Source organism: Azospirillum himalayense (genome assembly GCF_042657465.1).
Classification (GTDB): Bacteria; Pseudomonadota; Alphaproteobacteria; order Azospirillales; family Azospirillaceae; genus Azospirillum; species Azospirillum himalayense.
In genome coordinates this window covers 39,431-64,599 of record NZ_JBHSLC010000107.1, presented here as the reverse complement: position 1 = coordinate 64,599, position 25,169 = coordinate 39,431, and the positions used below count along the sequence as shown (strand labels likewise).

23 protein-coding genes are annotated in these 25,169 nt (G+C 67.2%); 10 read left to right on the top strand and 13 right to left on the bottom strand.

Annotated elements, in window-relative coordinates; translation table 11 throughout:
* Window positions 1-2 precede the first annotated feature (2 nt).
* From ACFPMG_RS28370 to ACFPMG_RS28355, 4 genes are all read right to left on the bottom strand, one after another.
* Window positions 3-470: a DsrE family protein gene (locus ACFPMG_RS28370; protein ID WP_376998535.1), complete on the bottom strand. Its 468-nt coding sequence runs from the start codon at window positions 468-470 to the stop codon at window positions 3-5.
* Window positions 471-574: 104 nt separating this feature from the next.
* Window positions 575-1,660, bottom strand: coding sequence for a site-2 protease family protein (locus ACFPMG_RS28365; protein WP_376998534.1), 1,086 nt, complete (start codon window positions 1,658-1,660; stop codon window positions 575-577).
* 120 nt (window positions 1,661-1,780) lie between these two features.
* Window positions 1,781-2,485 carry a calcium-binding protein gene (locus ACFPMG_RS28360; protein ID WP_376998533.1) on the bottom strand — a complete coding sequence of 235 codons (705 nt, stop codon included), beginning with the start codon at window positions 2,483-2,485 and terminating at the stop codon, window positions 1,781-1,783.
* Window positions 2,486-3,007: 522 nt separating this feature from the next.
* Complete coding sequence (locus tag ACFPMG_RS28355; RefSeq protein ID WP_376998532.1) at window positions 3,008-5,422, bottom strand: transketolase; 2,415 nt, start codon at window positions 5,420-5,422, stop codon at window positions 3,008-3,010.
* A 153-nt stretch (window positions 5,423-5,575) separates the two neighbouring features.
* Here ACFPMG_RS28355 and ACFPMG_RS28350 point away from each other — a divergent pair, with 153 nt between their 5' ends.
* From ACFPMG_RS28350 to ACFPMG_RS28335, 4 genes are all read left to right on the top strand, one after another.
* Window positions 5,576-6,058 carry an Lrp/AsnC family transcriptional regulator gene (locus tag ACFPMG_RS28350; protein WP_040137032.1) on the top strand — a complete coding sequence of 161 codons (483 nt, stop codon included), beginning with the start codon at window positions 5,576-5,578 and terminating at the stop codon, window positions 6,056-6,058.
* Window positions 6,059-6,205: 147 nt separating this feature from the next.
* Window positions 6,206-6,880 carry a hypothetical protein gene (locus tag ACFPMG_RS28345; RefSeq protein WP_376998531.1) on the top strand — a complete coding sequence of 225 codons (675 nt, stop codon included), beginning with the start codon at window positions 6,206-6,208 and terminating at the stop codon, window positions 6,878-6,880.
* Window positions 6,881-7,092: 212 nt separating this feature from the next.
* Window positions 7,093-7,983, top strand: a complete 891-nt coding sequence (locus ACFPMG_RS28340) for a LysR family transcriptional regulator (RefSeq protein WP_376998583.1) — start codon at window positions 7,093-7,095, stop codon at window positions 7,981-7,983.
* Between the two features lie 282 nt (window positions 7,984-8,265).
* Window positions 8,266-9,552, top strand: a complete 1,287-nt coding sequence (locus tag ACFPMG_RS28335) for an MFS transporter (RefSeq protein ID WP_376998530.1) — start codon at window positions 8,266-8,268, stop codon at window positions 9,550-9,552.
* A gap of 403 nt (window positions 9,553-9,955) precedes the next feature.
* Here the strand turns inward: ACFPMG_RS28335 and ACFPMG_RS28330 are convergent, their stop codons facing one another.
* The gene (locus tag ACFPMG_RS28330; RefSeq protein ID WP_376998529.1) at window positions 9,956-10,639 is read right to left on the bottom strand and encodes a GntR family transcriptional regulator; all 684 of its coding nucleotides are present in this window, start codon (window positions 10,637-10,639) and stop codon (window positions 9,956-9,958) included.
* 221 nt (window positions 10,640-10,860) lie between these two features.
* Between ACFPMG_RS28330 and ACFPMG_RS28325 the strand changes: the two genes are divergently transcribed.
* The 3 genes from ACFPMG_RS28325 (at window position 10,861) to ACFPMG_RS28315 (ending at window position 13,812) form a co-directional block, all read left to right on the top strand.
* Window positions 10,861-11,844, top strand: a complete 984-nt coding sequence (locus ACFPMG_RS28325; RefSeq protein ID WP_376998528.1) for a C4-dicarboxylate TRAP transporter substrate-binding protein — start codon at window positions 10,861-10,863, stop codon at window positions 11,842-11,844.
* A gap of 175 nt (window positions 11,845-12,019) precedes the next feature.
* Entirely contained in the window at window positions 12,020-12,538 is a 519-nt protein-coding gene (locus ACFPMG_RS28320; protein ID WP_376998527.1) for a TRAP transporter small permease, read from the top strand.
* Window positions 12,535-13,812: a TRAP transporter large permease gene (locus tag ACFPMG_RS28315; RefSeq protein ID WP_376998526.1), complete on the top strand. Its 1,278-nt coding sequence runs from the start codon at window positions 12,535-12,537 to the stop codon at window positions 13,810-13,812. Before ACFPMG_RS28320 ends, ACFPMG_RS28315 begins: the two co-directional genes overlap by 4 nt.
* A 210-nt stretch (window positions 13,813-14,022) precedes the next feature.
* On the opposite strand, the gene ACFPMG_RS28310 is transcribed toward ACFPMG_RS28315, so the two are convergent.
* Window positions 14,023-15,063 (bottom strand): DUF808 domain-containing protein, encoded by a 1,041-nt coding sequence (locus tag ACFPMG_RS28310; RefSeq protein WP_376998525.1) that lies wholly within the window; start codon window positions 15,061-15,063, stop codon window positions 14,023-14,025.
* Between the two features lie 79 nt (window positions 15,064-15,142).
* Window positions 15,143-15,751 carry a helix-turn-helix domain-containing protein gene (locus ACFPMG_RS28305; RefSeq protein WP_376998524.1) on the bottom strand — a complete coding sequence of 203 codons (609 nt, stop codon included), beginning with the start codon at window positions 15,749-15,751 and terminating at the stop codon, window positions 15,143-15,145.
* 250 nt (window positions 15,752-16,001) lie between these two features.
* Here ACFPMG_RS28305 and ACFPMG_RS28300 point away from each other — a divergent pair, with 250 nt between their 5' ends.
* Window positions 16,002-16,196 (top strand): hypothetical protein, encoded by a 195-nt coding sequence (locus ACFPMG_RS28300; RefSeq protein WP_376998523.1) that lies wholly within the window; start codon window positions 16,002-16,004, stop codon window positions 16,194-16,196.
* 105 nt (window positions 16,197-16,301) lie between these two features.
* On the opposite strand, the gene ACFPMG_RS28295 is transcribed toward ACFPMG_RS28300, so the two are convergent.
* Both ACFPMG_RS28295 and ACFPMG_RS28290 read right to left on the bottom strand, forming a co-directional pair.
* Entirely contained in the window at window positions 16,302-18,224 is a 1,923-nt protein-coding gene (locus ACFPMG_RS28295; RefSeq protein WP_376998522.1) for an O-linked N-acetylglucosamine transferase, SPINDLY family protein, read from the bottom strand.
* A 189-nt stretch (window positions 18,225-18,413) separates the two neighbouring features.
* Window positions 18,414-19,097, bottom strand: a complete 684-nt coding sequence (locus tag ACFPMG_RS28290; RefSeq protein ID WP_145704657.1) for an HD domain-containing protein — start codon at window positions 19,095-19,097, stop codon at window positions 18,414-18,416.
* Window positions 19,098-19,323: 226 nt separating this feature from the next.
* Between ACFPMG_RS28290 and ACFPMG_RS28285 the strand changes: the two genes are divergently transcribed.
* Together ACFPMG_RS28285 and ACFPMG_RS28280 are read left to right on the top strand one after the other, a co-directional pair.
* Window positions 19,324-20,250: an ABC transporter ATP-binding protein gene (locus ACFPMG_RS28285; RefSeq protein ID WP_376998521.1), complete on the top strand. Its 927-nt coding sequence runs from the start codon at window positions 19,324-19,326 to the stop codon at window positions 20,248-20,250.
* On the top strand, window positions 20,247-21,020 hold the full coding sequence (locus tag ACFPMG_RS28280) for an ABC transporter permease (protein ID WP_200478491.1): 774 nt from the start codon (window positions 20,247-20,249) through the stop codon (window positions 21,018-21,020). The genes ACFPMG_RS28285 and ACFPMG_RS28280 overlap by 4 nt, the downstream gene beginning before the upstream one ends.
* 20 nt (window positions 21,021-21,040) lie before the next feature.
* On the opposite strand, the gene ACFPMG_RS28275 is transcribed toward ACFPMG_RS28280, so the two are convergent.
* The 4 genes from ACFPMG_RS28275 to ACFPMG_RS28260 all read right to left on the bottom strand — a co-directional run bounded on the left by ACFPMG_RS28275 (window position 21,041) and on the right by ACFPMG_RS28260 (window position 25,077).
* Window positions 21,041-21,535 (bottom strand): GFA family protein, encoded by a 495-nt coding sequence (locus tag ACFPMG_RS28275; RefSeq protein WP_376998520.1) that lies wholly within the window; start codon window positions 21,533-21,535, stop codon window positions 21,041-21,043.
* A gap of 92 nt (window positions 21,536-21,627) precedes the next feature.
* Window positions 21,628-22,911 carry an amidase gene (locus tag ACFPMG_RS28270; protein ID WP_376998519.1) on the bottom strand — a complete coding sequence of 428 codons (1,284 nt, stop codon included), beginning with the start codon at window positions 22,909-22,911 and terminating at the stop codon, window positions 21,628-21,630.
* 33 nt (window positions 22,912-22,944) lie between these two features.
* Window positions 22,945-24,345 (bottom strand): amidase, encoded by a 1,401-nt coding sequence (locus tag ACFPMG_RS28265; RefSeq protein WP_376998518.1) that lies wholly within the window; start codon window positions 24,343-24,345, stop codon window positions 22,945-22,947.
* Window positions 24,346-24,447: 102 nt separating this feature from the next.
* On the bottom strand, window positions 24,448-25,077 hold the full coding sequence (locus ACFPMG_RS28260) for an isochorismatase family protein (RefSeq protein WP_376998517.1): 630 nt from the start codon (window positions 25,075-25,077) through the stop codon (window positions 24,448-24,450).
* Between the last annotated feature and the right edge of the window lie 92 nt (window positions 25,078-25,169).

Here is a 25,169-nt window from a genome sequence, read left to right as displayed (position 1 = left end):
GGTTACGGGCGAAGGTAGGACCAGCCCTCCTCCTGAAGCTGCATCAGTCGGACGACGCCGGAGGGCACCAGCTTGGCTTCCGGCACCATGGGGACATCGCCCTGTTCGACGCGGATCATGCCGTTGCGGGTGTTCTCGCAGGCGGAGTAGGTCAGGGTCGGCAGGCTGCCTTTCAGCGACGCCAGCCGATCCTTCACCGGCGAACGGTCGGCGCGCAGCATGTGCAGGCCGGGGCCGAAGGTGACCAGCTCGACCTCCACCGGTTCGCCGATGTTCTTGTAGTATTCGATAATGTTCTTGACGTTGTTCAGCGCCATGTTCATCAGCGCCGGGTCGTTGCTGCTGACCTGGATGGCGACGCGGTGAACGCCGGGCTGGTCCGCCGCGGCCTTCCGCCCCGCCATGGCCGCGGTCATCCCGGCGAACCCGGCCAGAGCCAGCGCCGCCCGGCGCGTGGAGCGCATCGCCATGTCATCCTCCCTTCCGGTGTGGGGGCATCCGCTGTCCTAGCACAATGACCCCGGCCCCCGCTTGTTCCCGAAGGGAGAGGCCGCGCAACGGAAGGGGGAGGTGGTCAGCGGCGAAGGGCGTGCCGGGCGGCCTGGACCATCATCATCTCCCCCACATTTTCCGGCGTCACCAGCCCGACCAGCCGCCCGTTCCCGTCATCGACGCCGACCGCGGGCAGGCTCTTCTCCTGCATCAGCCGCAGCGCTTCCTCCAGCTTGCCGTGCCGGTGGATCACCGGAATGTCGGGGCGCATCACCTCCAGCACCGGCGTGTCCGGACCGCGGTCGCGCAGGGCGCGGATCAGGTCGTCGCGGGTCAGCACGCCGCGCAGCGTGCCGGCCCCGTCCACCACGGGAAACTCGTGCTGGGTCGTGCGGATCAGGCATTGCACGGCGTCCTCCAGCACGCCGGAGGGCGGCAGCGTCTCGAAGCGGGTGACCATGGCGTCGGACACGACCACGCCGTGGGTGATCTCGCGCATCTGCACCGCGTGGGCCTCCGACGAGGCGCCCAGATAGACGAACAGCGCGATGAACAGCAGCATCGGGTTGCCGAACAGCCCGAGCAGCCCCAGACCGATGGCCACCGCCTGCCCGACGGAGGCCGCCACCTGGGTGCCGCGGACATAGCCCATGCGGCTCGCCAGCACCGCCCGCAGCACGCGCCCGCCGTCCATGGGGAAGGCCGGGATCAGGTTGAACAGCGCCAGGAACAGGTTGACCACGGCCAGCCGCGACAGCACGTCGATCCCGGCGTTCCGCACCTCCGCCGCTTCCGCCGGCACGAAGCCGCCGAGCGCCGCATAGAGCAGCGCCGCGATCACAAGATTGACCGCCGGTCCGGCCAGCGCCACCACCAGCTCCTGCGACGGCTTCTCCGGCAACCGCTCCAGACGGGCCACCCCGCCGATGGGCAGCAGGGTGATGTCCGGCGTGCGGACGCCGTAGCGCCGGGCGGCGAAGACGTGGCCGAACTCGTGCAGCAACACGCAGAGGAACAGCAGCGCGAGGAAGACCACCCCCTCCAGCGCCGCCGGCCAGCCGCCCTGCGCGTGGTATGCGGCGCCGATCCACAACAGGAACAGGAAGAAGGTGACGTGGATGCGGATCACCGTGCCCTTTACGGTGCCGATGGGGATCGACCAGCTCATCCCGACCTCGCCTCGCGCTGTGACCGTTGTTCGACAGACTCCTTATGTGGTGTCGCGCGGCGTGCGACGTCATGGGCCTGTTGGAAGGAGGGCTGGGGCCGACCCAGCCCTCCGAGGACCTTACAGACCCCAGACGACGTCGTTGAACCAGTAATCCGTGCCGCTGAGGTTCAAATACTCGATCCGGCCGGCGCCGGCGGCGCTGCCGTTCCAGAAGTCATCGATGATGATGTACTCGCTGATGGTGCCATCGGCGGCGTCGGCCTTGGTGAAGAACAGAAGGTCGTTGGAATCGCCGCCGAAGGTGCTGGCCCGGTAATATTCGAGCTGGTTGGGCGCCGTGGGGCCGTTCATGCGAAGCCGGTCGTAATCCCCGTGCGAATCCGAAATGAGATCGATGCCGTCGGAATTGCAGGTGTAGAGGTAGTTGTCGCTGTCGTAGCCGCCGTAGAGGACATCGTTGCCGGCCCCACCCGCCAGAACGTCCAGGCCGACATCTGACCCGTAATCCCCGAACAGCGTATCGTTGCCGGCCCCGCCGTACAGCGTGTCGTTGTTGTTCCCGCCGTAGAGGAAATCGTTCCCCGCCTCGCCGCTCAGCAGGTCGTTGTTGTCGTTGCCGTACAGAGTGTCGGCCCCATTGCCGCCGTACAGGCTGTCGTTTCCGAAGCTGCCGTACAGCGTGTCGTTGCCGTCGCCACCATCAATATAGTCGGCGTCGGTGTTTCCGAGGATGTCGTCATTCCCCCCTTGTCCGAACAGCATGTTCGGGCCCGAAGGAGCGTCATAAATATCGTTTCCGGACGTTCCGTACCAAGTCGTCATCGCAAGTTTCTCCAAATCATTGGCCGTATACGGCATATATTTTTCGCCACCGGCGTGAATTGAAGTCAATTGACTGAATTTTGAAACTGATTACTCCTGTATAAGTTAGATATCAAATGCATTCGGTGGAATGCAAATTAGCTATACGTCAACGACGGAAGCCGTTGATATGTCTTGCATGAGGTGCGATTAGTTATCTAACTAATGGAAAGCGTCAATTTGACGCGTCTATCTGGCGTCTTTGTTTCTGATGATTGGGGATTGTTATTGCGCACCGGACGAATCCGTTCGCGGCGGAGATCCCGCAGCGAACGCCTGGGAATCGCACAGCCAACAGCGAGGCCAACCGCGAGGCCAACCGCGAGGCCGCCGGCGCGGTGGGTCGCGAAGAGCGCTCAGGTCATCGTGCAAGCCTCCGGCTCGTGCCGCGGCCTTCCATATCGTCGAGCGTAAAGCCCGGCGCATCAGGCGTTACGCTCGACGGTTTTCACGGCACGGGCGCCGCCGGCGCTCGATCCGAGGCTACACCGCCTTCAAATAGCGGACCGGGCGGCCGGGGGAGAGGGCTTCCGCGGCGCGGACGATGGCCTGGGCGTCGATGCCGTGATGGCGGTAGAGGTCGGCGATGGTGCCGGTCTGCCCGAAATGCTCGACCCCCAGCGCCCGCGTGCGGTGGCCGTGGACCGAGCCGAGCCAGCCCAGCCCCGCCGGATGCCCGTCCTGAACCGTCACCAGCGCGCAATGGGGCGGCACGCCCTCCAGCAGCCGTTCGACGTGGGAGCGCGCGTGGGGCTTGCCGCGCTCGCGCGCCCGCTGCGCGGCGCTCCAGCCGGCGTGCAGCCGGTCGGCGGAGGTGACGGCCAGCAGCCCGACGTCGCGGCGGTCCTCGCCGAGCATGCCCACCGCCTCGATGGCCTCCGGCGCCACCACGCCGCTGTAGGCGACCACCACCTGGGCGTTCGGGCCGGGACGGCGCAGCCAGTAGGCGCCCTGAACGACGCCGCTCTCCAGTTCCGCGTCCATGGTCCGGACCGGCTGCTCCAGCACGCGCGAGGACAGGCGCAGATAGACCGAGCCGCCGGTCTCGTCGCGCAGCCAGTTGCGCTCGTCCGGCTCGCCCTCGCCCTCGCCCTCCCGCTGCATGTAGTCGAAGGCCCAGCGCATGGTAACGGCCAGCTCGTCGGCGAAGGCCGGTTCGAAGCAGGCCAGCCCATCCTGGGCCATACCGACCAGCGGCGTTGCGATGGACTGGTGCGCCCCGCCCTCCGGGGCCAGCGTCACGCCGGACGGCGTCGCCACCAGCAGGAACCGGGCGTCCTGATAGCAGGCGTAGTTCATCTGGTCCGCCGCCCGCATGACGAAGGGGTCGTAGACGGTGCCGATGGGCAGCAGCCGCTCCCCGAACAGGGAATGCGACAGGCCCAGCGCCGACAGCAGGATGAACAGGTTGGATTCGGCGATGCCCAGCTCGAAATGCTGACCGTCGGGGGAGAAGTCCCACGTGTAGGTGGAGGGGATGCGCTCCTTCTTGAACAGGTCGGCCAGGGCGCTCTTGGCGAACAGGCCGCGGCGGTTCACCCAGGCGCCGAGGTTGGTGGACACCGTCACGTCCGGCGCGGTCGTCACGATGCGCTCCGCCAGTTCCGTCCGCTCGCGCCCCAGCTCGTTCAGGATCAGGCCGAAGGCCGCCTGTGTGGACAGCGCCTTCTGCGCCGGTGCCATCAGCGCCGCCGGCACCGGCACCGCCGCAGCCCCATGGCGGCGGCGCCCCTTGGCCGCGAAGGGCACGCGCGCCAGGAAGGCGTCCAGCTCCGCCGCCGGCAGGTTCAAGCCTTCGAAGCGGTCCCACTCGTGGCCCGGACGGACGGCGTTGGCGGCGCGGAACGCCTCCATCTGCGCCGGGGTCATCAGGCCGGAATGGTTGTCCTTGTGCCCGGCCAGCGGCAGCCCGGCTCCCTTGATCGTGTAGGCGATGAAGCAGACCGGCCGGTCGTGCGTGCGCGCCTGGGCGAAGGCGTCGAGCAGCGAGGGCAGGTCGTGGCCGCCGAGATTGCCCATCAGAAGGGCCAGTTCCTCGTCGCTGCGGCGCTCGATCAACCGGGTCACCGGCCCCTGATCGCCCAGGTCGTCGAGCAGCCGCTTCCGCCACGCCGCCCCGCCCTGGTAGGTCAGCGCGGAATAGAGCTGGTTCGGGCACCGGTCGATCCAGTCGCGCAGGCGCTGGCCGCCCTCCTCCTGGAAGGCCGCCTGCATCAGGGCGCCGTATTTCAGGATCACCACGTCCCAGCCGAAGGCGCGGAAGATGTTCTCCAGCCGTTCCCACAGCCCCTCGCGGATCACCGCGTCGAGGCTCTGTCGGTTGTAGTCGACGATCCACCAAGTGTTGCGCAGCCCGTGCTTCCAACCTTCCTGAAGGGCTTCGAAGATGTTGCCCTCGTCCATCTCAGCGTCGCCGACCAGCGACACCATGCGCCCTTCCGGCCGGTCCTTCGCCCAGCCCTTGGCCTTCACATAGTCCTGCACCAGCGAGGCGAAGAGCGTCTGCGCCACCCCCAGCCCGACCGAGCCGGTGGAGAAGTCCACGTCGTCCACGTCCTTGGTCCGCGACGGGTAGGACTGGGCGCCCTTGAAACCGCGGAAATTCTCCAGCTTCTCACGCGTCTGGTTGCCCAGCAGATACTGGATGGCGTGGAAGATCGGGCTGGCGTGCGGCTTCACCGCCACCCGGTCCTCCGGGCGCAGAGCCTGGAAATAGAGCGCCGTCATGATCGTCGCCAGCGAGGCCGAGGACGCCTGATGCCCGCCGATCTTCAGCCCGTCCTGGTTGGGGCGGACGTGGTTGGCGTTGTGGATCGTCCAGGACGCGAGCCAGAGAACCTTGCGCTCCAGCTCGCGCAGGCAGGCGAGGTCGGCGTGGTTCGGAACGGTCGCGTCCATGTCTGTTCCCCTTCAATCTTCCATTTTTGATGGAATGGCGGTCGATGATCGGTGAAGCCTATCATTTGTGCCGCGGCAGGAGTTTGCAAAGTGGTGCCGGAAACGCTACCGGTTTAGCATCAGATTGCGCGAAGCAACTGATGGCAGCATGAAATGCCAAAAATCAAACTTGACCGCATTGACCGGAAGATCCTGGCCCTGCTCCAGCAGGACGGGCGGATGCCCAACAACGACCTGGCGGAGCGCGTCGGCCTGTCGCCGTCCCCCTGCCTGCGCCGGGTCAAGGCGCTGGAAGAGGCGGGCGTCATCACCCGTCACGTCGCCCTGGTCGACCCCGCCGCGGTCGATCTGCCGGTGAACGTCTTCGTCAGCGTCAGCCTGGAACGGCAGGTGGAGGAGCGGATCGACGCCTTCGAGGCCGCCGTGATGGCGCTGCCGGAGGTGATGGAATGCTATCTGATGACCGGGGACGCCGATTACCTGCTGCGCGTGGTTGTCCCCGACCTCGCCAGCTACGAACGCTTTCTGAAGGAGCATCTGACACGGATTTCCGGGGTCGCCAACATCCGCTCCAGCTTCGCATTGAAGCAGGTGCGCTACCGCACGGCGCTGCCGCTGGGCCATCTGGCGGAGTGACCAGGACAGTCATGAATGCATAGAGATCTAAGCATTCATGCCAAGACTATTGATTAGGTTTCTAACTATATTCTATGATGTTGATCAATTTCATGAGTGATCCTATCATTTCCTTCGATTTCAAGGCTGCGGCTTGATGGGTGCAGGATGTCGAACATTTCCTTGAGCGGCGCGATCCCTTCAGCGCCGGCACATCCGACGATGCCCTCCAAGCCGCCGGTGAGCCGGACCAAGGAGGACGAGGCCAGCAACGGCAGCGGGAAGGCCGACCATGTGGCTTTGAGCCCGCTGGCTTCGGCCTTGAAGGGCGACGCGCTTTCGTTGTTCGGCAAGTTGTCGGCTGACGACCGAAGCGCATTGGGTCTCTTCGTTTCGTCCGGCCAGATGTCGGCCGACGAAATGAACGATGCGCTTTCGGGGAAACTGAAGGAATCGCGCAGCCAGACCTTCTGGAAGAGCGCCGTCGAAGCGGGCGTCGGACAGGAAACCGAAAGGCAGAAAAAGATCAGAACGCTTTCGGAAAGCATTGAGGCACGGATGTCCGCCATCGATAAAATTCCAGATTCGGCGTCACGCATGGATCAGGCCGTGGCCCTCAAGAACCAACTGCGAGTCGCGATGTGGGAACGCAGCTCGCTGATGCGGCAAGCGGACGAAGGCGCGACCACCGTGAAGCTGACGGCGGAATTCGCCTTGAACAAGATGGCGCGGACCGACTCGGAACGCGGGGCGGGGGACAAGCTCAGCGCTCTGGGCTTCAAGTCCGAGAGCTTCGATCAGCTCCTGACGGACACGGCGAAAAGGGACATCGCGTCCATGTGAGCGGTGCCCCGCTGTGACAACCGGCGCCTGCCCGCCGTATTCCCGCTGCCAACGCGTTCGGCATCCCGTCGTCCGGACCGCGGATGACGTTCGCAATGGAAGACCTGGGCCGCGTTTTGCCATAAAGAGTGTTGGAACAGGGGCGCGCGGCGATCTCTTCCGCTGACGGACCCCGACCGACAGGCAAAGGCATCGGGAAGCAGGACGGGATGATGGACTGGGACAAGTTGCGGGTGTTCCACGCTGTGGCCGAGGCCGGCAGCTTCACCCACGCGGGCGAGGCCCTCAACCTCAGCCAATCGGCGGTCAGCCGGCAGATCAGCGCGCTGGAGGACAGCCTTGGGGTTCCATTGTTCCACCGGCACGCCCGCGGCCTGATCCTGACCGAGCAGGGCGAGTTGCTGAATCACGCGGCGCGCGACATCTTCGCGAAGCTGTCGATGACCCAGGCGATGCTGAGCGAGAGCAAGGACGCCGCCAAGGGACCGTTGAAGGTGACGGCCACGGCGGCCTTCGGCTCGACATGGCTGACTCCGCGCATCGGGGAGTTCCTGGCGCTCTATCCGGACATCCAACTCACCTTGCTGATCACCGACACGGAACTGGACCTGGGCATGCGCGAGGCCGACGTGGCGATCCGCGTCAGCCCGCCGCGCCAGCCGGACCTGATCCAGCGGCATCTGATGACCTTCCGCTCGCACCTCTACGCGCACCGCCGGTACCTGGACCGGAAGGGGGAGCCGCAGACGGTGGCCGATCTCGCCTCCCACGATCTGGTGACCTATCCTCAGGAATTGCGCCCGCCCTTCGCCAACACCCATTGGCTGCGCGATCTGGTGACCGATGCGGTGGCTCGCGACCGGACCGTCCTTCAGGTCAACAACCTGTACGCGATCTTCCGCGCGGTGGAGAGCGGGCTGGGCGTCGGCGCGCTGCCCGATTATCTGGTGGCCGGGCTTGGCGATATTGTGCGGGTGCTGCCGGACCAGTCCGGGTCGAAGGTGGACGCCTTCTTCGTCTATCCGGAGGAGTTGCGCCACTCCAAGCGCATCGCGGTCTTCCGCGACTTCCTGGTCCGGAAAGTGGCGGAAAGCCAATTCTAATTCCCGGTCAACGGGTTGGGGAACAGGGGCGCGGCGCCGGAAAGGACCGCGCCCTTTGCTTTTTCTGCCATTTGGTATGCGACATATTGTCGGGCGCGGCGCGCCGCCCGAGTTAGCGCTTGCGCGTTAAACTGATATATTAATATATGCCGCATATGCGGAGCCCACCGCGTATCAGCGTTCAAGCCCTGGGCCCCATCCAATAATTGCAATCGCCAGAAGTTTCCCGGAAGGGAAAGGCGTGCGCCCATGCCTGCCGATGAACAGGCAAGTGAGGAACTCATGAAGTTAGTGCGTGGCCTGAGATGGAAGGTCCTGGCGCTCATCATGCTGGGAACGATCATCAACTACATCGACCGCAACACGCTGGGCATTCTGGCGCCGATGCTCAAGGAGGAACTGCATTTCACGACGGAGCAGTATTCCTACATCGTCAGCGTGTTCCAGCTCTGCTACAGCCTGATGCAGCCGATCGCCGGCTATGTGACGGACCTCATCGGCCTGAAGTTCGGCTACGCGATGTTCGCCTTCGTCTGGGGCAGTGCCGCGGCCTTGCACGCCTTCTCCGGCGGCTGGCAATCGATGGCCTTCTTCCGCGGCTTGCTGGGCGTCAGCGAGGCGGCGGCCATGCCATCGGGCGCCAAGACCGCCACCCTGTGGTTCCCGGCCAAGGAGCGCTCCATCGCCACGGGCTGGTTCAACACTGGCAGCTCCGTCGGCGCCATGATCGCCCCGCCGCTGGTGATCTGGCTGTCCGTGACCTGGAGCTGGCAGATCGCCTTCGTCGTCACCGGCCTGCTGGGCGTCGGCCTGTCGATGCTGTGGCTGGCGCTGTACCGCAACCCGGAAAACCACCCGCGCCTGACCAAGGAGGAGCACGCCTACATCCTGGACGGCCAGGAGCAGGTCCAGCTTCCCAAGCCCTCGATGAAGCGCGTCGTCACCATGCGCAAGTTCTGGGGCATCGCCGCCGCCCGCTTCCTGACAGAGCCGGCGTGGCAGACCTTCAGCTTCTGGATCCCGCTCTACATGGTCAGCACGCGCGGCATGGACATCAAGCAGTTCGCGCTGTTCGCCTGGCTGCCCTTCCTGTTCGCCGACATCGGCTGCGTCCTCAGCGGCTACCTGTCGCCCTTCTTCGCCAAGCGCTTCCGCATGTCGCTGGTCAACTCGCGCATCGCCGGCATCGGCATCGGCGCGGTGTGCATGATCGGCCCGGCCCTGATCGGCCTGACCAGCAGCCCGATCACCGCCATCTTCCTGTTCTCGGTCGGCGCCTTCGCGCACCAGATGCTGTCGAGCCTGCTCTACGCCCTGGTTACCGACACCTTCGAGAAGCAGGACGTCGCCACCGCGACCGGCTTCGGCGGCATGGCCGGCTACATGGGCGGCATGATCTTCTCGCTGGTCATCGGCCAGCTCGCCAGCACGATCGGTTACGAGCCGCTGTTCGTCTGCCTGTCGGTCTTCGACATCACGGCCTTCATCGTGGTGCTGGTGGTTCTCGGCCAGTGGGGCCGGAACAAGGTCACGCCTCCGGCGGTGCCGAGCGGCGCCCACGCCGACTGACCCCGGCGTCCCCTCTCGTCTCACACCATCGGGCCGCGCGATCCGGGAAGACCCCGGCCGCGCGGCCCTTTTGTCATGTGGAAGGGGCGGTTTACTGGATGGCGGCGGTCAGCAGGGAGGCGAGGGCGAAGCCGCTGACGATGACGAGGCGGGCGATGATGTGGGTCTTCATGGCAAGGCTCCGATTGGCTTTGGCGGGCGGTGGGGCAAGCCCCGTTGTTGGGTTGAGCCAATGCTCGCACCGCGCGCGGCAAAGACAAACCGCGCAATCCGCATGCCTTCCATATCGATATTGCAGCGCAACATAGCGCTGTTATAAGTCGTAGCCTTGTTGAACAGAAGTATTCGCAGCGCTCTTCACAGCGCTGCTATGAGATATCTTGCAGCGCTGCGATCCCTGTGTTCATGCGGATTCGGCGATCGGTTCGGCCGGAGCGGAATCGCTGTCGAACAGGTCGGGGAAGCGCTGGGCCAGTTCGGGCAGGGAATTCAGGATCTCGCGCAGATGCACGCGCATGGCGGCCTCGGCGGCGTCGGGACAGCGCGCCCGGATGCCCTCGACGATCTGCTCGTGCTGGGTGATCAGCCGGTCCAGCGGGGTCGCCTGCGGCAGGCTGAGGTAGCGCACGCGGTCCATCTGGGCCTTGGTTTCCTCCACCACCCGCCAGGCGTACTCGCAGTCGACCCCCAGCGCGATGGTGCGGTGGAAGGCTTCGTCCAGTTCCAGGAAGGCCGCCGGGTTGGTGCTCTGGGCGGCTTCGCGCTGCGCCTTCAGGTTGGCCTCCAGTTCCGCGACGGCGCGGGCGGGCAACCCCTCGCCGGCCTTGCGGGCCACGGCCAACTCCACCGCCTCGCGGACGAAGCGGGCGTCCATCACCTGTTTGGCCAAGATCTTCACGACGAAGGTGCCGCGCTGCGGGCGGATGACGACCAGCCCGGATTCGCTCAGCTTGATGAAGGCCTCGCGCACCGGCTGGCGGCTGACCCCGAGCTGGCCGGCGACCTCCTGCTCGGACAGCGGCTGGCCGGGCTGGAACTGCATCGTCACGATGGCGTGGCGCAATTCCCGAAAGACGCGGCGTGCCACAGGCTCCGTCGAATCCGGTTCGATCCTCCTCAACATGCTCCCCCCAATCCCTTCTTTTCTCCGTCCGCCCCGCCGGTGCCCGCCCGGACGATCCTGTGCGGCGGATTCATCCTGCACCGTTCGCAAGCCCATGGACAACACCATTCTTGTATACTACCATACCAGTCGCGTACCGAACAATCGCCTCCGTGCAAGGGGCGTTGTCCTCAAAGGGAGGAAACATGAGCATCATCACCCGCACGTGGCGCGTGGCCGCCCTCGGCTTTGCGCTGGCCACCGTGGCCGGCGGCGCGCTGGCCGCCGATTACACGCTCAGCGTCAACACGGCGCTGGCCCAGCAGGACCCGCTCTACAAGGGGCTGGAGGAGTTCAAGAAGAACGTCGAGGCGCGGTCCGGCGGCAAGATGGCCGTCCGCCTGTTCCCCGGCTCGCAGCTCGGCAAGGACGAGGACGTGCTGGAGCAGGCCCGTGCCGGGGCCGGAGTCGCGGTCGTCGTGGACGGCGGGCGGCTCGCCGTCTTCGTGAAGGAGTTCGGCGTCCTGGGCGGCCCGTACCTCGCCCAGGGCTACGACGGCATCCGCAAGGTCGTCACCTCGCCGATGTTCGACCAGTGGTCGGACAAGCTGCGCAAGGCGTCGGGCCATCAGGTGCTGTCCTTCAACTGGTGGCAGGGCGAACGCCACCTGCTGACCAACAAGTCGGTGAAGGGGCCGGAAGACCTCGCCGGCATCCGCATGCGCACGCCGGGCGCCCCGGTGTGGATGGAGACGATCCGCGCCATGGGCGCCACCCCGACCCCGATGGGCTGGTCGGAGGTCTACACCGGCCTGCAGCAGAAGGTGATCGACGGCGTCGAGGCCCAGCACCCGGCCAGCTTCGGTGCCCGCCTCTACGAGGTGACGAACCGGGTCACCAAGACCGGCCACATCAATCTGATCACCGGGCTCGTCACCAGCGCCGCCTGGTTCGACAAGCTGCCGCCGGAGCAGCAGACGATCCTGAAGGAAGAGGCGCTGAAGGCCGGCGACAGCGCGTCGCGCGCCACCCAGGCGTCGCTCGCCGACTTCGAGAAGCAGATGAAGGAGAAGGGCGTGACGATCGAGGAGATCGACGTGACGCCGTTCCGCAAGGCCACCGCGCCGGTCTATGAGAAGCTGGGCTACGCCGAACTTCACAAGGACGTGGAAAAGCTGCTGCAGAACTGACGCGGGGATCGGTTCGTGTTGATCGTGCCCCCTCCCTAACCCTCCCCCGCTTCGCAGGGGAGGGGACAAATCTCCCTCCCCTGCGATAGCGGGGGAGGGCCGGGGTGGGGGCAAGCACCTCTCAAAATCACCGCCGTCCGCCGTCACCTTCCGCCGCCATCAAGGGACCGCCATCATGTCGTCCTTGTTTCACAAGGGGGAAGCCGTCCTGGCGATGCTTCTCCTCGCCGCCATCGTTCTGCTCGTCTTCGCCGCCGGCGTCATGCGCTGGTTCGGCCATCCCCTGGTCTGGTCGGTGGACGTGGCGCAGCTCCTGTTCGTCTGGGTCGCCTTCCTCGGCGCCGACATGGCGCTGCGCAAGCGCGCCCACATCGGCATCGACTATCTGGTCAAGCGCCTGCCGAACTCCACCCGGGCCGTGCTCGATCTCGTGCTGGGCGTGCTGGTCCTCGCCTTCCTCGTCACCATGACGGTGATGGGCTACCGGCTGACCATGCTGAACCTGGAACGCCAGTTCGGCGACAGCGGCATCAGCTACGCCTTCGTGACCGCCGCGGTGCCGGTGGGCTGCCTGCTGCTCGCCATCACGCTGACCGCTCAGATCCTGGACACGCTGCGCGAACTGCGCAGCCACCCCAAACCGGTCTTCGCGCCGGCCCCCAAGGCCGGCGACATCGAGGAGGTCGTGCCGTGACCCTTCTTGCCGTCACCTTCTTCGCGCTGATGGCCTTCGGGCTTCCCATCGCCTTCGCCATCGGCATTGCCGGCTTTTCCTTCTTCGCCACCAACGACATCATCCCGATGTCCATCGGGGTGCAGCAGGTCGCCTCGGCCTCGCAGAGCTTCCCGCTGCTGGCCGTGCCCTTCTTCGTGCTGGCGGGGCACATGATGAACCGGACGGGCATCACCAGCCGCCTGATCAACTGCTCCAACGTGCTGGTGTCCTGGATGTCCGGCGGGCTGGCGCAGGTCTGCATCGTGCTGTCCACCCTGATGGGCGGCGTCTCCGGCTCGGCGGTGGCCGACGCCGCGATGGAGGCGCGCATCCTCGGCCCCAGCCTGATCGCCCGCGGCTATTCGAAGGGCTTCACCGCCGCCGCCATCGCGGTCGGTTCGCTGATCACCGCGACCATCCCGCCCAGCCTGGGGCTGATCCTCTACGGCTTCGTCGGCAACGTGTCGATCGGGCGGCTGTTCCTGGCCGGCGTCATTCCGGGCTTCATGATGATGGCCGGGCTGATGCTGACCGTCTGGCTGATCGCCCGCCGCCGCGGCTACCGTCCCGAAATGGCGGAGCGTCCGACCCTGCGCGCCGTGTGGCGGGCGGTGGCCGACGCCAAATGGGCGCTGCTGTTCCCGGTGGCCCTGCTGTTCGCCATCCGCGGCGGCCTGTTCACCCCGTCGGAGGTCGGCGCCTTCGCCGTCGTCTACGCCGCGGTGGTCGGCTTCCTGCTGCACCGGGAGCTGACCTGGGCCGCGGTGGCCGAGGCGCTTCAGGAAGCGGTGGTGGACACCGGCCTGATCATGCTCATCATCCTGTTCTCGGGCATGGTCGGCTACGCCATCATCTTCGAGCAGGCGCCCCAGACCATCGCCGAGGCGATGACCCAACTGACCACCAACCCGCTGCTGGTGGTGGCGCTGATCCTGATCTTCCTGTTCATCGCCGGGCTGTTCGTGGAAAGCACGGTGCTGGTCCTGCTGCTGACCCCGATCTTCCTGCCCATCGTAACGCCGCTGGGCGTCGATCCGGTGCATTTCGGCATCCTGATGATGACCATCGTCACGCTGGGCTCGATGACGCCGCCGGTCGGGGTCGCCATGTACACGGTGTGCAGTTTGCTCGACTGCCCGGTCGAGGAATACATCGTCGAATCGCTGCCCTTCGTCGGCACCATCGTCCTGCTGGTCGCCGTGCTGACACTGTGGCCGGGGCTGGTGCTGTTCCTGCCGAACATGCTGATGTGAGGGCAGGAGGCTTGCCAAGGGACGGGGCGCTGATATATTAATATATGGCGCTCCGATCTCTCGGCGGACCCACGGCCGGTCCGGGCACACCAAGCCCCGTCCATGGAGCGTCCTTGTCATTGTGGAAACGGGGCAGGGCCGCGTGTGAAGGGCAAACGCCAAGGGGCGGTCCGGGCAGGGCCGCCCCTTGGCGCTTCAGCATGAGGCGCGCTACTTTCGCAAAACCATGCCCCAGAGCGGCTCGATCACCTTGTGCACCAGGGGGATCAGCAGGGCGCCCAGCAGCAGCCCGAACACCCCGGCCCCCGCCGCTCCGACCAGCCATTCCACCGCGGCCTTCGCCGCCGGCACCGCCTCTCCCGCCGCCACGGCGGCGCCGTGGATCGCGTGGCCGATCGCGGTCAGGCCGAAGCCCTCCAGCCCATGGATGACGATGCCGCCGCCCACCCACAGCATGGCGGCGGTGCCGACCAGCGCCAGCAGCTTCAGAAAGACCGGCATCCCCTTGACCAGTCCGCGCCCGATCGCCTGCGTCACCGGCGCGAGCGTCCGGTCGGCGCCGCCCGGCGCGCCGGGGGAGGGGGTGCGCAATCCCAGCAGGCTCGCCGCCGGGCGGCCGTTCTGCGCCAGCGACAGGCCGACATCGTCCGCCTTCACGATCAGCGCCACAGCACCATAGACCAGCCCGGTGATGCCCGCCCCGACGATCGCAAGGACGGCAGCCTGCATCCAGAAGGACGAGGTCTCCGCAGCGACGGTGGACAGGACGATGGCCATGATCTCCGCCGACAGAATCAGATCCGTCTTGATGGCGCTGTTGATCTTCTCCCGCTCGAACTGCGCGGCGTCCTGTCCGGCAGTTGACTGTCCATCGGTGTCATGATGCGCCGCGTGGGGGCGCAGAGCCTCCCACACCTTCTCCGCCCCCTCATAGCAGAGGAAACCACCGCCCAGCATCAGCAGCGGCGTGATCGCCCAAGGCGCCACGAGGCTGAGCGCAAGCGCCAGGGGCAGCAGGAAAATCAGCTTGTTCTTCAGCGAGCCCAGCGCGATCTTGCCGATGATCGGCAATTCGCGGTCGGCGGTGAAGCCAACCACATAGCGCGGCGTCACCGCGGCGTCGTCCACCACCACTCCGGCGGCTTTGGCTCCCGCCCGCGCCGCCTGCCCCGCGGCGTCGTCCAGCGAGGCGGCGGCAACCTTCGCCAACCCGGCCACATCGTCCAACAGTGCGATCAGTCCCGTGCTCAAGGCTTTGGCTCCCCTCCGTTCCGGCGTCCATGGAGCAGACAACGCCGCCGGGGGCAAGCCGGACTTTCGAAGGGCTTGGTCAGTCGTTGGCCAACTCGTCGGCGGTGAGCATGTGGAGATCCGGGTCGGGCGTGTCGTGACCGTCGTCCAGATAGAGCACCCGGTCCACCAGCACGAGGACGCGCACGCCGTCCACGGGGACGACGCTCAGCCGCCGATTGATGACGGCGTTGCGGAAGGCCACGGCCCGGTCGTTGTAGGTGACCGACAGGACGTCGCTCGTCCCATCCAGCATGGGCAGGGCGTAGCGCTCCATCATTTCCGCGGTCAGACCGTCGATGCGTGGCAGCAGGGAGGAACCGACGATGTCGAACCGGTGCCGCTCGAGCCATTGCGCCAGCGGCGGGGACACGGTCTGCGCGATCAGGCCGGGCGTGTAGAGGGTGCATTTTTCGCCCATGCTCCGCACCATCGCCTTCAGGCCGAGGAAGGTGGGGTGGTGCCGGAAATGGCCGGTCAGCACGTCGCGCAACAGCGCCTGTTCCCGCGGGTCGGGCAGGGTGGTGCCGGACTCCCAGCGGGCGACGGTTTCCTCGGTGGTGGCCAGCATGACGGCGAACTGCGCGGCGGTCAGGCCGTGCAGCCTTCGCAACGCGCGCACGATCTGCGGCCACTCATGCACCGGCACAGACGGCTCTCCAGATTATCTCCGGGGGTAATGATGGGAGAGTACGTGATTCCCCGGCAAACACATACGCAATCATGTGGCAGGAGTCATACCGGAGTATCCATTTTTTTTGGTTCGCCAAGCCGACTGTTTTGATCCTAAACGCTTGAGGAAGCTGTAATTTTTCGGTCTTGCTGCTCTGCGGGCATAGCGCTTCTGGTATCGGGTATACCACGGCACAATAACCCCATCAGCAAAGAGGAGACATATCATGGCTTACGCTTCCGCCCATCACAGCCATCACGACGGCCTTCTGTCGAGCATCGCCAAGGGTGTTACGGAATTCGCCAGCGCTTGGTTCTCGGCCACTCCGTTGTATATTGTATACCAAGCTGTGTCGTCCGGCACCTGCGCCCCGGCGGCCGGCACCTCGACGCTCGACCTGCCGACGCTGATGCGCGAATGACCGGCGCCAGGGCCTTCCGGCCCCACGACGCGGCGGCCCGTCCATCCGGGCCGGAAAAAAGGACCGACTCCTCCGGAGCGGTCCTTTTTCGTTTTGCGCGCTGTTTTACCCGGCGACCGTGAACGTCGCCGGAGGCGCGCCGCGCCGCTGGCGCTCCAGCATCGTCAGCAACGCCTGGTCGAGATGGCGCGTGTAGGCGTTCATATCGAACAGCGGCCCGCCGTCGCGCTCGGCGCGCAGTCGGTTCCGAACCGCCTCCAGACCGGCGCGGTTGTTCGCCCAATGAAGAACCGCGCTTTCGTAGTGCGCCAGGGATTCCGTCACGAAGTCGGGAAGGCCCGTGGTGTGGAGCAGACTGGCGGCGACGCGCGATTGCAGCGTGTGTCCCGGGCACGTCACCAGCGGAAGCCCCACCCACAGCGCGTCGCTCGCCGTCGTGTGGGCGCCGTAATGCAGAGTGTCCAGCATCAGGTCGGCGTTCTGGAGCCGGGACAGGTGATCGTCCAAGGTCGGAGCCCAAGGCGCGAAGACGATGCGGTCCGTGGCAATCCCTGCCGATTGGGCGGCTTGAAGCAGGTTCCGCTCGGCCTCCGCCGTCGCATTGGCAAGCCAGAGCACCGCGTCGGGGATTTTGTGCAGCAACGCCATCCAGACGGCCCAGATCTCGGGCGTGATCTTGTAGGCGTTGTTGAAGCAGGCGAGCACGAAGCCGTCCGCCGGAAGACCGCAGGCCGGCCGCGGCGGCGGCGGCGGAACTCCATGACGCCGGTCCCGCGGCAGGAAGCAGCGCGGCATCCGCGCGACCGCCTCGGTGAAGCCGCTTTCCAACTCCGGCGGCAGGGAGACGGGATCGGCGACGATGTAGTCGATCCAGGGCGCTCCCATGGTGCCGGGATAGCCCAGGAACTGGACCTGCACCGGCGCCGGCCGGGCGGCGAGGATGTGTGGCCGCGGGTGGCCGGTGTAGCCCTTGAGGTCGATCAGAATGTCGACGCCATCCCGCCGCATCGTCTCGGCGGCCTCCTCCGCGGTCAGGGAGTCGATGTCGATGAAGCGGTCGACGCCTTCGCGGATGCGACGGCGCTCGACGCTGTCGTCGTCCGGCCCGTAGCTGTAGGCGAGCACGCGGAAGCGCGACCGGTCGTGCAGCGCCAGCACCTCGGCCAGCAGTTGCGCGACCGGATGCTGGCGGAAATCGTTCGACAGGTAGGCGATGGTGGCGACGCCCGTCCTGCCGGGCTTCGCCTTCAGCCGCACCGGCTTCGACCGGATCGTCTGCGCGTGCGCCCGCGCCGCCGCCAGGAGCGACCGGGCGGAAACGCGGTGGGACAGCATCATGGAGGCCTGGACCGGCACGCCCTGCGACGCGATGGAGTCCAGAGTAACCGCGTCGTCGTCGAAGCTGGACCAGTCGCAGGACCGTTGCTTGGTCTGGATCAGCCCGACCGTCGCGGTCGGGTTTCCGGGCGCGATCCTCAGCGCGCGGCGGTAGGCTTCTGCGGCGGCGGCCAGCTTGTCCTGCCCCTTGAGGGCGGTCCCCAGATTGAACCACACCGCCGGGGCGTTCGGCGCCAATGCCGCCGCTTGACGGGCCAGACGCTCCGCCTCCGCAAGGCGTCCCAGTTGGAACAGCGCCGCCGAGAGGCTGAGCAGCGTGTCCGGGGTGGCCGGGTGCAGCACCCGCGCCTGTTCGAGCGCGCCGGCGGCCCGGTCGTAGGCGGCCATCCGGAACAGGGTGTTGCCGATGTTGAGCAGGATTCCGGGGTGATGCGGGTCACAAAGACGCGCCCGCTCGAACGCGCTCAAGGCATCGTCGTAGCGCTGGCTTCCGAAGGCGGCGTTGCCGACCGCCGCATGGAGGTCCCGCCCGAACCCCGCGATCTGCGGAGTCAGGCCGGCGCCCCTTGTCGCCTGTTCGAACAACGTGACGGCGCGCCCCAGATCGCCTTTCTGGGCCAAGGCCAGTGCGTCCGACAGTTTGCGCATGTCCGGCGCGGAGAGACCGCCGGACTGCCTGTTCTTGTTCATGGTCGATACAACCCGGATTGCTTCGGTTCACGCAACACACCGAACCGGGCCGCGCTTGCCGCAGTCCGGTTCGTGCGAGCGGCACCGCCATCGCGACGCGCTCCATAAGGTTATGCTAACGCGGCGCCACCCCGGGGAGGAGAGCGTTGTCGTCGGACCTGCTTCCACACGCAGGCCGTGCCGGGACCGTCAGGCGTCCCCGGCGATCTCCGCCAGAAGCTGGACCTGGAAGGACAGCAGGAAGGCCGCCCGCTCCTGCGCCCGCGCCCGGCCGGCCGGGGTCTGCATGGTGTTGGGAAGCAGCAGCAGCTTCGCCTTGAAATGGTCCAGCGCGTATTGCAGGTCGTCCAGCGGGCGGGTCTCGGCCATCGGGTCCTCGCCGTGGAACAGCGCCCGCTTCATCAGGCCGGAGGTGGCGAAGCAGCGGGCGATGCCGATGGCCCCCAGGCTTTCCAGCCGGTCGGCGTCCTGGACCAGCTTCGCCTCGATGGTCAGCGGCGGGATGCCGGCGGAGTAGCTGTGCGCCTCGATGGCGTGGCGGGTGGCGGGGATCAGCGCGTCCGGGAAGCCCATGCCGCGCAGAACCTCCTCCGCCCGGTCCGCCGACAGGCGGGAGGCGCGGCTGCGGTCCGGATGGTCCTTCGGCACGTTCACGATGTCGTGGAGCAGGGCCGCGGCCAGCACGACGAGCATGTCAGGCGGCGGTCCGCCCTCCCGTTCGGCCTCCGCCGCGGCCAGGGCCTTGGCGGTGCGCCAAACGCGAAGAAGATGGTCGATGTCATGGGCCGGGTCCTCGGCCGCGTTGGAACGCAGCCATGTGGTGATGGAGCTTTCCCAAACATCGACATCGCTGAGCACAACATCTTTTGGCATGAGCGCTCGTCCTCTTTCGTGCTTTTTACATAATATGGGGATGGGCAGGGCTGTTGTCCCGAAATCATTTGTGGGCGGGCATCCCCCACCCCGAATCGGGACTCCCAAATCAGGTCCCCCTTATCCGGAATGGTTGCGTCGCGCCGAATGCCCGATGACCAAGCGCCGTCCCGCCGTTAAGGTGACGCCCGCCCGGAACGGGCCGACCGACAGGCAGAGGGGAGACATGCAGCCGATCATTCAGGTGCGTGGGCTGGAAAAGACCTACGCCACCGGCTTCCAGGCGCTGAAGGGGGTCGATCTCGACATCCGCCGCGGCGAGATCTTCGCCCTTCTGGGACCGAACGGGGCCGGCAAGACGACGCTCATCAGCACCGTCTGCGGCATCGTCAACGCCACCGCGGGCACCGTGACGGTGGACGGGCACGACATCGTGCGCGACTGGCGCGCCGCGCGCTCGCTGATCGGCCTCGTCCCGCAGGAACTGACGACCGAGGCGTTCGAGAGCGTCTGGGCCACCGTCAGCTTCAGCCGCGGGCTGTTCGGCAAGCCGCCCGATCCCGCCCACATCGAGAAGGTGCTGAAGGACCTGTCCCTCTGGAACAAGAAGGACAGCAAGGTCATGGCGCTGTCCGGCGGCATGAAGCGCCGCGTGATGATTGCAAAGGCTTTGTCCCACGAGCCGCGCATCCTCTTCCTCGACGAGCCGACCGCCGGGGTGGACGTGGAGCTTCGCCGCGGCATGTGGGAGATGATCGGGCGGCTGCGCGACAGCGGCGTGACCATCATCCTGACCACCCACTACATCGAGGAGGCTGAGGAGATGGCCGACAGCATCGGCGTCATCTCCAACGGCCGCATCGTGCTGGTCGAGGACAAGGCCGCGCTGATGCGCAAGCTCGGCAAACGGCTGCTGACCCTGCAGCTCCAGAACCCGCTGGAGGCCATTCCGGCGGAGCTGGCCGGCTACCCCCTGACCCTGTCCGGCGACGGGCGGGAACTGGTCTACAGCTTCGACACGCAGGAGGACCAGACGGGCATTGCCCGGCTTCTCCGCAAGCTCGGCGACCACGGCATTGATTTCACGAACCTGCACACCGAGGAAAGCTCCCTCGAGGAGATCTTCGTCAGCCTTGTGAAGGAGCGGGCATGACCTCCCCCATCAACCTTCATGCGGTCAAGGCCATCTATCTGTTCGAGCTGGCCCGCACCTGGCGCACGCTGTTCCAGAGCATCGCGGCGCCGGTCATCTCGACCTCGCTCTACTTCATCGTCTTCGGGGCGGCCATCGGTGGGCGCTTCACGGCGGTGGACGGGGTGAGCTACGGCGCCTTCCTGGTGCCCGGCCTCGTCATGATGTCGGTGCTGACGGAAAGCGTGTCGAACGCCTCCTTCGGCATCTACATGCCGCGCTATTCCGGCACGATCTACGAGGTGCTGTCGGCCCCGATCTCGGCCTTCGAGACGGTGCTCGGCTATGTCGGGGCGGCGGCCACCAAGTCGATGATCCTCGGCGTGCTGATCCTGCTGACCGCCCGGCTGTTCGTCGACTACTCGATCCAGCACCCGGTCTGGATGGTCGCCTTCCTGGTGCTGACCTCTGTCACCTTCAGCCTGTTCGGCTTCATCCTGGGCGTCTGGGCGGACGGCTGGGAGAAGCTGCAGATCGTGCCGATCCTGGTCATCACGCCGCTGGCCTTCCTCGGCGGCAGCTTCTACTCGATCAGCATGCTGCCGCCGCTGTGGCAGAAGATCACCCTGTTCAACCCGGTCGTCTATCTGGTCAGCGGCTTCCGCTGGAGCTTCTACGGACAGGCCGACGTGCCGGTGGGGATCAGCCTCGCCATGACCGCGCTGTTCCTGGCGCTCTGCCTGACGGCGGTCTGGTGGATCTTCCGCACCGGCTACAAGCTGAAGAACTGACCGGCACGGACGGCGGGGGGTTATGCCCCGCCGTCTTGCTTCCCATCGTCCAGCAATCCGTGGGCGCGGTGCCACTCCTCCAGCGATTCCGGCGGGTAGTCGTCGCTGCGCTCATCCCCCGGCTTGGCCTCGACCGGGACCCAGTTGGCCTTCGATCCCAGCATCATATGGACGTGGGCCGGCGCCTCCGGCAGGGTACTGTCGATGGCGCTGGCGAAGGGGTGGACCAGCTCCGGCCAGCGCGGGTCGCTCACCCACAGGGCGGAGCCGCAGCGCGCGCAGAAGCGCCGCTCGCCGGGGCTTTCCTCGCCGTCGATGCGGGCGTGGAAGACGGTGATGTGCTCCGCCCCCGTCACCGCCAGCGTGTCGGCCTTGGCCCCCAGATTGATGGCGTAGCCGCCCCCGCCCGCCGTCTTGCGGCAGATCGAGCAGTAGCAGCGCAAATAGGGGACCGGCGCGTAGGCGTCCACCGAGAATCGCACCGCCCCGCAGTGGCAGGACCCGTCCAGCTTCATCCGTCCTCTCCTCCCGTCCTCGGGCGCCCGGCTGCGGCGCCGCACCCGTCCAACCCGCCCGGTCCGGGAAAGTTTCCGGGGGGACGCCACTCTCACACGTCGACCACCGGGGCCATGGCTTCGGCCATCGCCAGCAGGGCGGCGTCCTGGAAACGCGGCGCCACCAGCTGCACCCCGACCGGAAGCCCGCATGGCCCGCGGCCGCAGGGCATGGCGAGGCAGGGGACGTGCAGCACCGTCCAGATCGAGTTGAAGATGTGGTCGCCCGTCGTGTGCAGCCCCTCCGGCGCCTCGCCGGGCGCGGGCGGGGTCAGGATCACGTCGATGGACTCGAACAGGGCGGCGAAGCGCGGCCGGCAGGTGTCGGCGACGTCGTAGGCCTCGGTCAGGGTGCGCGTGGTGATGCCGTGGTTGTGCTCGCAATGGTCGGCCAGTTCGGGGTGCAGCCGATGGCGGTCGCTGATGTAGAGGTCGAGGAAGGAGGCCCGCCCCTCGCCGCGGCGGATCACGTCCTGCACCTCGGCCAGGGTCGAGAAGGCGTCCGGCAGCTCGAAGGGCACGACCACCGCGCCGGCCTCCTCCAGCCGCCGGGCGGCGAGCAGCAGCGCCGCTTCGCCCGCCGGCTCGATGCGCGACCAGACGGGGGAGCGGCAGAGCCCGACGCGCAGGCCGGCCAATTTGATCGGCGGAGTCTTGCCCATGCCTTCCAACTGGAACGCCTCGGCCATCAGCGCGAGGTCGGCGACCGAACGCCCGTACCAGCCCAGCGTGTCGAGGGACACCGCGTAATGCTTCATCCCCTCGCGGCTGACGACGCCCCAGGTCGGCTTGAAGCCGTAGATGCCGTTGAAGGCGGCGGGGCGGATGTGCGAACCACCGGTCTGGGTACCGAAGGCCAGCGGCACATGCCGGTCGCCGACCGCCGCCCCCGACCCGGAGGAGGAGCCGCCCGGCGTGTGGGCGGGGTTGATCGGGTTGCGCGTCGCCGCCTTGCGCCCGCCGGAGGCGAACTCCACCGTGTCGGTCTTGCCCAGCAGGATTCCCCCGGCGCTGCGCGCGATGGCCACGCAGGCGGCGTCGCGGGCGGGCCGGTGGCCCTGGAAGATCGGCGAGTTCTGGGTGGTTGGCAGGTCGGCGGTGTCGATCACGTCCTTCACGCCGAAGGGCAGGCCGTGCAGCGGGCCGGCGGCAGGGCGCTTGTCGGCCTCCCGCGCGGCGGCCAGCGCCAGGGCGGGATCGACGGTGATCCAGGCGCGCACCTCCGGATCGCGGTCTTCGATCCGCTCCAGGCAGGAGCGGACCAGCGCCTCGCTGGTCAGGCGGCCGTCGCGGATGGCGTGGGCGGCCTCGCTGGCCGTGAGTTCGAACGGTTCCATGGCGGGTCCTTTCGGGAAATCAGGCGGGAGGCATCAGGCGGGCAGGGCGGGGCGCTGGCGGTGGTGGTCGGTCGCCGCCTGGAAGGCCGCCCCGGCGCGGAAGACCAGCGGCTCGTCGAACCAGCGCCCGACGATCTGCATGCCCACCGGCATCCCGTCGCCGTCGAAGCCGCAGGGCACCGACATGGCGGGCAGGCCAAGCGCGCCGAAGCCGTAGGTGAAGCGGCTGACCGCCCGCGTCGCCTCGATCATGTCGGCGCTGTCGTAGATGCGCGGCGCCACGATGGGGGTGGTCGGGGTGAGGATCAGGTCCACCCGCTCGAACAGCGCGCGGAAGCGCAGCTTCCAGGAGGCCAGCCAGCGCCGGGAGTCCGCGTACTGCACGCCCGACACCGGCAGGCCGAGCTGCAGGCGGCGCAGCACCTCCGGCCCGATGGACTCCGGCGCCGTCTCCATCTTGTCGAGGTGGTATTGCGCCATGTCGGCGACGAGCAGCGAGAAGGCGGTGCGGGCCTGCGCCACCTCCGCGTCCTCGATGGTGATGTCCACCAGAACAGCGCCGGCCTTCTCCAGCACCGCCGCCGCCGCGCGCACCCGCTCCGCCACCGCGGGCTGGAGACTGTCGAAGTAGAAGTTGCGCGGCAGCCCGATGCGCGTGCCGGCGATCCCCGCCTTCACATCCGGAAGGAAGTTGCCGAGCGGCACGTCGACCGAATTCGGGTCCTCCGGGTCGTAACCGGCGATGGCGGCGAAGGCGCGCGCCACATCGGCGACCGAGTAGGCCAGCGGGCCGACGGTGTCGAAATCGACGCTGCACGGGATCACGCCGGTGTTCGACACCCGGCCGACGCTGGGCCGCAGCCCGACCACCCCGCAGAGCGCCGCCGGGATGCGGATGGAGCCGCCGGTGTCGGTGCCGATGGACACCCGGCACAGCCCGGCGGCGACCGACGCCGCCGACCCGCCGCTCGACCCGCCGGGAACCCGGCCGGTGTCCCAGGGATTCCGGCAGGGGCCGTGATGCTCGTTCTGGTTCGTCGAGCCCAGGCAGAATTCGGACAGGTTGTTGCGCCCGACCAGGATGGCCCCGGCGTCGCGCAGGCGGCGCACCACTGGGGCGTCCTGTTGCCCCATCCGGGCGAAGCGGGCGGACGAGCCGTAGCTGGTCGTCTCCCCGGCCAGTTCGAAGCAGTCCTTGACGGTGACCGTCACCCCGTCGAGCAGGCCGGGCCAGTCCCCCGCCGCCCGCGCCTCGTCCTGCGCCCGCGCCCGGCGGATCGCCCCGTCGGCGTCCACCGCCAGCAGGGCGTTGACGATCGGGTTCAGGCTCTCGATGCGGGCGAGGCGGGCACGGGTTTCCGCCTCGCTGGCGCCGGGCATGGATGGGCTGCCGCCGCCGGACCGGGCCGGATGCGTTGTCGAAAGTTCGGACATGCGTTGCTGCTTTCCGCTCGCGTGCCGGATGGCTTCGGACGAACTGCTCCGGCGACGGCCTGTTGAAGTCGCTTCGTTGCGCTTAGCTGTGGGGCCGCCGGGTCAGGCGGCGTCCGCCAGCGCCAGATGGGCGATGACCGATTCCAGCGGCATCACGTCGGCGTATTTCTTGCCCATGTCGAACAGGTTGGCGCGGTGCGGCTCCTCTGCCCGGTCGCCGACGCACTCCTCCACGATGATCGGGCGCAGCCCGTGGGCGGAGGCGTCGATCACGCTGGCCCGCACGCAGCCCGAGGTCGTGCAGCCGGTGACCAGCAGCGTGTCGACCGCGTTCGCCCGCAGCCAGGATGACAGGGCGGTGCCGAAGAAGGCCGAGGCGTGCTGCTTGCGCACGATGAACTCGTTGGGCAGCGGCGCGACCTCCGGAGCGAAGGCGACGTCGGGCGAGTCGGCGGTCAGCGTCAGCAGCGACGGAATCTTCTCGCCGAACGGGCCGATGCCGCCCGGCGCCTCCGGCGCAATGAAGCAGGCGTGGGCGATCGGCATGCCCAGCGGGCGGACATGTCCGAGCAACTTTCCCGTGGCGGTGATGGCGCTGTTGATGTTGAAGCCGCCGAAGGCGTCCTCGCGCGTGAACCCGATCTGGAAATCGATAACGAGGAGGGCGCACTTGCGGCCGAAGCCGAGCGGCTTGCCGATGCCCTGGCGGTCGTAGATGGAAAGATCGCTCATTTCAGGAGGTTCCTTCTTCCGCTGCAGCGCCGCGTCACGGGCGCCCAGTCAGCATACAACGAGGTTTTTTTGCATTCAAAGTCCATAGTTTC